The sequence below is a fragment of the Campylobacter sp. genome (assembly GCF_052170435.1).
In the GTDB taxonomy this organism is placed as follows: Bacteria; Campylobacterota; Campylobacteria; order Campylobacterales; family Campylobacteraceae; genus Campylobacter_A.
Genome location: NZ_JBQNAN010000041.1, coordinates 1 through 5,409 on the forward strand (window position 1 = coordinate 1; position 5,409 = coordinate 5,409).

The following is a 5,409-nucleotide window of genomic DNA, read 5'->3' on the forward strand; positions in this document are numbered from 1 at the left end:
GTTGTTGTTTGCGATCACTGCAAAACAGCAACTATCAGCGAGATAAACTCTGAGACTGACTTCGTCGCTAAAAACGCTCAGTTTCAAAATTTGACCAAAGACGCTACGGCGCACATCCAAACAAATTTGATAAAAGACGTCGAGAGTCTAAACGCAAGCGTTATTAACGGCGTTAAATTTGAGGATTATTTCAAAAGCCAGATCGCTACTATCGGCGAAAATTTGGTCGTTCGCCGCTTTGAGACTATAAAAGCGGACGACAAAGGCGTAGTAAACGGCTACGTTCACTCAAACGGCCGCGTAGGCGTGCTTATCGGTCTAGTTTGCGAAAGTGCAGAAATCGCAAACAAAGCGGCTGAATTTGCAAGAAATTTGTGCATGCACGCAGCTGCTATGAAACCAAGCGTTATAAGCTATAAAGACCTTGACAAAGAGTTTGTCGAGAAGGAATTTATCGCGCTTCGCGCCGAACTTGAAAAAGATAATGAAGAGCTAAAACGCTTAGGTAAACCGCTTCATCACATACCTGAGTATGCTAGCCGCTGCCAGATAGGCGATGCAGAGCTTGCAAAAGCTACAAAAGCGATCGAAGAAGAGCTAAAAGCCGAGGGCAAACCTGAGAAAATTTGGGATAAGATCATCCCTGGCAAGATCGAGAGATTTTACGCGGACAACACTGTTTTAGATCAGCGCCTTACGCTACTTGGACAGTTTTACGTAATGGACGATAAAAAAACTATCGAGCAAGTCGTTGAAGAAAAAGGCAAAGAGCTAGGCGGCAAGATCGAGCTAGTAAAATACGTTCGCTTCGAGCTTGGCGAAGGCCTAGAGAAGAAAAACGAGGACTTTGCGGCCGAGGTTGCGGCGCAAATAGGCTAAAATTTAATGGAAATCTTAAAGGGCGTAAATCTAGGCTTTGCGTATGATTATACGCTCTTTGAGGATGTAAATTTAAGCGTAAATGCCGGCGGCAGCTGCGCCATAACGGGCGTCAGCGGCTGCGGCAAATCAACTATACTTCATATACTTTCTACTCTTTTACGACCCAAAAACGGCGAAGTTATCTACGGCGGTAAGTCGCTTTACGACCTGTCGGCAAACGAGCTTTTGCGCATTCGCAGATTTGATTTCGGTATCATTTTTCAGGCGCACTATCTTTTTAAAGGCTTTAGCGCGCACGAAAATATCGAGCTAGCCTCCGTTTTATCCGCGCAAAAAATAGACGATGAAATTTTGGCAAATTTAAAGATAGACGGCGTAATGAATCAAAAGGTGGGCGAGCTAAGCGGCGGGCAGCAGCAGCGCGTCTCAATCGCTAGGGTACTTTGCAAAAAGCCGCGCGTGATATTTGCCGACGAGCCGACAGGAAATCTAGACAAACAGACCGCAAACGAAGTGATGCAAACGCTATTTAACTATATCAAAGCAAATGATGCGGCGCTGGTTTTGGTCACTCACGACAACGAGCTTGCACAAAGATGCGACGAGGTTTACCGCCTCGAAGACAAAAAATTCTCTTTAATTTCTCCCGAAGCTATTTAAATATTTTTGCAGGCGACGATTTTTCAAATTTGCCATTTAAAATTTGTGCGCCAAATTTACGAGCTATTTTTTTAAGTCAAATTTATAGTAAGACGTTTTAAATTCGCAAGATATAGTGACTTGTTAAAATTCTGGTTTCGACTTCGCCAACCGACAAAACATAAAAACGAACGCCTACATCTTGCCGTCCCGCAAAACTAAAATTTAACGCAAAAATAAAAACGCAAAGCGGTCGATAAATTTAAACCGCCCAAATTTTAAAAGTAACAACGCGCATACAAAATTTAGCCCTCAAAACGGCATTTAACCACCCTTGATCACACCTAAATTGCCGCACATTTTCATTTGTCTTTTAAATTTACCGAATTTTCAAGGATTTAACCCTAAAATAACGACATTTAAATTTAAAACGAAAGAGTCAGGTGGAGCTAGTCGAGTTTTTCGCGCCCGAGCGCGTCATCACTTTTATGCTGCTGTTTGCGCGTATCGGCGGGTTGATGCTGTTTTTCCCGTTTTACGGGCACGAGCAGATACCTATGAGCGTCAAGACCGCGTTTTCGTTTTTACTTACGCTATTTTTGTTTCCGCTTGCTAGCATTAAAAGCGGCGAAATTTACTATCTAGCCGTCGAGATCGTGAGCGAGGCGGCGCTAGGAGTTTGCGCAGGGCTGCTACTTCACATCGTTTTTGCTAGTTTGCAGTTAGCCGGCGAGCAGATATCGATGATCATGGGCTTTTCGATGGCTTCGGTGCTTGATCCGCAGACCGGCCTTAGCTCGCCCGTGATCTCAAATATCATAAATTTTCTCGCGCTCATGACTTTTTTGGCCTTCGACGGGCACCATTTGATCTTGCTTTTTATCTCAAATTCCCTCACGCACGTGCCGCTGGGCGGCTTTTATCCGAGTCCTGATATCGTGCAGTACGCCTCAAAGTCCATGATAAATTTATTTACCTTCGGGTTTATCATTTCCTTCCCGATTTTGGCGCTTTCGCTACTTTCTGATTTGATTTTTGGCATGCTCATGAAGACGATGCCGCAGTTTAACCTGCTAGTCGTGGGCTATCCGATCAAGATCACGATCGGCTTTGCCGTGCTGATCGCGATACTAGCGGGTATGATGGAGCTTTTTAGGCAGCTAGTGCTTCGCGTTATCAACGACCTTCCGTCGCTATTTTTCTAAAACTAAGCTTGAAGTAATGGAAAATGTTTTAAAATACGTTTTTTAGGTATAAAAAGGAGAATTCGTGAAAATCGTTCTTGTAAACGCCAATCCCGCGGTATCGCGCTTGGCGACGCTGGCTCTTAGCAAAATGGGTTACGAATACGTCGAGATCGGCGACGCTAGCGAGCTTAGCGGCGTTTTTGACGTGCTTATCATCGACAGCGATATCAACGCAAAAGAGATGAACCTAAAAGAATTCGCAAATAAAATTTTATACCTTTCCTCTAAAAATTCTCCGACCTTTGAAAATGCCGACAGGATACTGCCAAAGCCGTTTTTGCCGACGGAATTTATCACTATCGTGGAGGATCTGGCGAGCAAAACAAAGAGCGCCGAGCCTGCTGCTACAAAAGACGAAACCGCCGAGGTCTCGGTCAAAGGGTTTGAGTTTATAGACGATCCGGCCGAAGACGTCTTTGAAGACGAGATCATGGAGCTGGATCCGGGCGAGCTTAGGCTAGACGACGAGCTTGACGATATTTCGCAAGCGACATCCGGCAAAGATAGCGCCTTTGACGAGCTAAATGAGATCGTAAAAGCTATCGACGATATGGACGAGCTAAGCGAGAAACTCGGAGACGAAGAGCTAGATTTGGATGACGCGGATGATGAGGCGATGGATTTTGACGAGTTTGAAATAGCCGCAAAAGACGATAAATTTGACGATCTTTCTGCGGAGATAGATGCGCCGGATGAGCTTATGGATATCAAATTTGAAACGGCGGACGAACCTGAACTCACTGAACTCGGCGCAACGGAGCTTGTCGCCGCGGACGGAGAAGACGAGCTTGAAGAAACTCAAGACAAATTTGAGCTTGATTTTGACGGCAGTATCGAGGATATCAAGCATCAAATCGATGAAATAGACAAGATGGATGAGCTGTCTGAAAATTTGGATACGGACGACGAGCCTTTGGATGCTAAATTTGAAACGGCGGACGAGCCTGATATGGCCGAGTTTGCCGATATGGATAGCGCGGACGAGCCTGAAGCTCCGCAAAGCCTTGAACAAACGGAAAATGACGATAAATTTGTGGTAGAAGAAGCCAAAGAGCAGGATGATATCTTTGCCGACGTAGATATGAAATTTGACGAGCCGGACGAGCAAGAGGTGCAGGTCAAAAATAGCGCCTTGGGCGACGAGTTTTTGCTAGGCGACACAGAAGCAGCCGGCGAGACGGAGTTGGCGGAGTTTGCGACTGAGGAAAATTTGGCGCAAGATGTTTTAGACGGCGATCTTGCGGAGGATATTTTTGCCGAGGACGAGCAGCAAGACGAGGCGGAAGCGGGCTTGGAGCAAGACGTGCAAGAAATCATCGAATCTGACGACATGCAAAAGGAGCTTGAAGTGGCGCAGGAACTCCATCCGAGCGAGTACGGCGATATCGAGCAAATCAGCGAAAAAGATATGGCTTTGGCGCTTAACGAAAGCGGATTTGATGGCGGCGAAGCGGCAAATTTGAGCTCACAAAAAGCTCAAACGACGTCAAAGATAAACGAGCTAAAGGCTCAAATTTCAGACGCCGTAGCAAAAAATCTAGAAAATTCGCTGCAAGACGGCGAACTGCGAGAAGCTCTAAAAAATCTCAACATAAAAATCAATATAAGCTTTGAGGAAAAGTAGTTGAAGGGGCAAATTTTAATTATCTCCGGCCCTAGCGGTAGCGGCAAAAGCACGCTTTTAAGCCGTCTTTTAAAAGAGGAAAACGATCTTTATTTTTCTATCTCAAGCACCACGAGAGCGCCGAGGCAGGGCGAGATCGAGGGCGTGAATTATTATTTTATAGGCGAAGACGAGTTTAAAAAAGGGATAGACGCGGATGAGTTTTTGGAGTGGGCGTGCGTGCACGGCAACTACTACGGCACCTCGCTAAAGCCCGTTTTAAAGGCGCTTGAAGAGGGCAAAATAGCTATTTTTGATATCGACGTGCAGGGCTTTAATATCGCAAAATCGAAATTCGCCGAAAATATCACCTCCGTTTTTATCACGACCGCCAGCAAAAACGAGCTAAAATCAAGGCTGCAAAATCGCGGCACCGATAGCGAGGAAACCATCGAAAAGCGGCTGATAAACGCAGTCGGCGAGATGGAGCATATCTTAGAGTACGATTATTTTTTGATAAACGACGACTTGCAAAACTGCTACGAAAATTTGCGCGGGATTTTGCGCTCGATGCGCCTAAAAACGTCAAATTTAGACGCAAAAGAGATTATTAACAAATGGAATAATTGATAAAATTATGCTAATATAACGAAAATCAAAAGGAGAAAAAATGGGTCCAAGCGTCCAACAATTGCTTATTATTTTACTTATCGTGGTCTTGCTTTTTGGAGCGAAAAAGATCCCCGAGCTCGCAAAAGGCCTAGGTAAGGGAATAAAGAGCTTCAAATCGGAAATGGAAGACGATAAAAAAGCCGAGAACGTAGAAAAAGTAGAAGAGAAAAAAGAAGAAACCGCAACCGCCGCAAAGACTGAAGATACGGCTAAAAACGCGTAAGGAAAGGCGTTGAAAAAAAGCGTAATAAACGAGATAAAAGGCGCCGCAAGCTTTGACTTTGCGCTGGAAAAGCCAAAAGATAAGGGCTTGGCGCACTACGCGATGCCTACTTTTAGCCTAGCAAAACAGCTCAAAAAATCCCC

General features: G+C 45.0%; 7 protein-coding genes. All 7 read left to right on the forward strand.

Annotated features, from left to right (window positions below):
- On the forward strand, nt 1-879 hold an 879-nt coding region (gene tsf, locus ACTTJF_RS09780; protein WP_442551799.1), incomplete at its 5' end, for a translation elongation factor Ts.
- A 6-nt stretch (nt 880-885) separates the two neighbouring features.
- A complete protein-coding gene (locus ACTTJF_RS09785) occupies nt 886-1,542 on the forward strand; it encodes an ABC transporter ATP-binding protein (protein WP_442551800.1) in 657 nt (218 codons plus the stop codon).
- A gap of 422 nt (nt 1,543-1,964) precedes the next feature.
- Nucleotides 1,965-2,726, forward strand: coding sequence for a flagellar biosynthetic protein FliR (gene fliR / locus ACTTJF_RS09790; RefSeq protein ID WP_002952713.1), 762 nt, complete (start codon nt 1,965-1,967; stop codon nt 2,724-2,726).
- Nucleotides 2,727-2,790: 64 nt separating this feature from the next.
- Entirely contained in the window at nt 2,791-4,392 is a 1,602-nt protein-coding gene (locus ACTTJF_RS09795) for a saccharopine dehydrogenase (RefSeq protein ID WP_442551801.1), read from the forward strand.
- Nucleotides 4,393-5,001 carry a guanylate kinase gene (gmk, locus tag ACTTJF_RS09800; RefSeq protein WP_442551802.1) on the forward strand — a complete coding sequence of 203 codons (609 nt, stop codon included), beginning with the start codon at nt 4,393-4,395 and terminating at the stop codon, nt 4,999-5,001.
- A gap of 40 nt (nt 5,002-5,041) precedes the next feature.
- A complete protein-coding gene (locus ACTTJF_RS09805; RefSeq protein ID WP_002952710.1) occupies nt 5,042-5,266 on the forward strand; it encodes a twin-arginine translocase TatA/TatE family subunit in 225 nt (74 codons plus the stop codon).
- A 9-nt stretch (nt 5,267-5,275) separates the two neighbouring features.
- On the forward strand, nt 5,276-5,409 hold a 134-nt coding region (locus ACTTJF_RS09810), incomplete at its 3' end, for a hypothetical protein (RefSeq protein ID WP_442551803.1).

Excerpts from the sequence above, each read along its gene's own strand:
- ACTTJF_RS09785 (WP_442551800.1), top strand. The coding sequence starts at position 886 with ATGGAAATCTTAAAGGGCGTAAATCTAGGCTTTGCGTATGATTATACG.
- ACTTJF_RS09805 (WP_002952710.1), top strand. The coding sequence starts at position 5,042 with ATGGGTCCAAGCGTCCAACAATTGCTTATTATTTTACTTATCGTGGTC.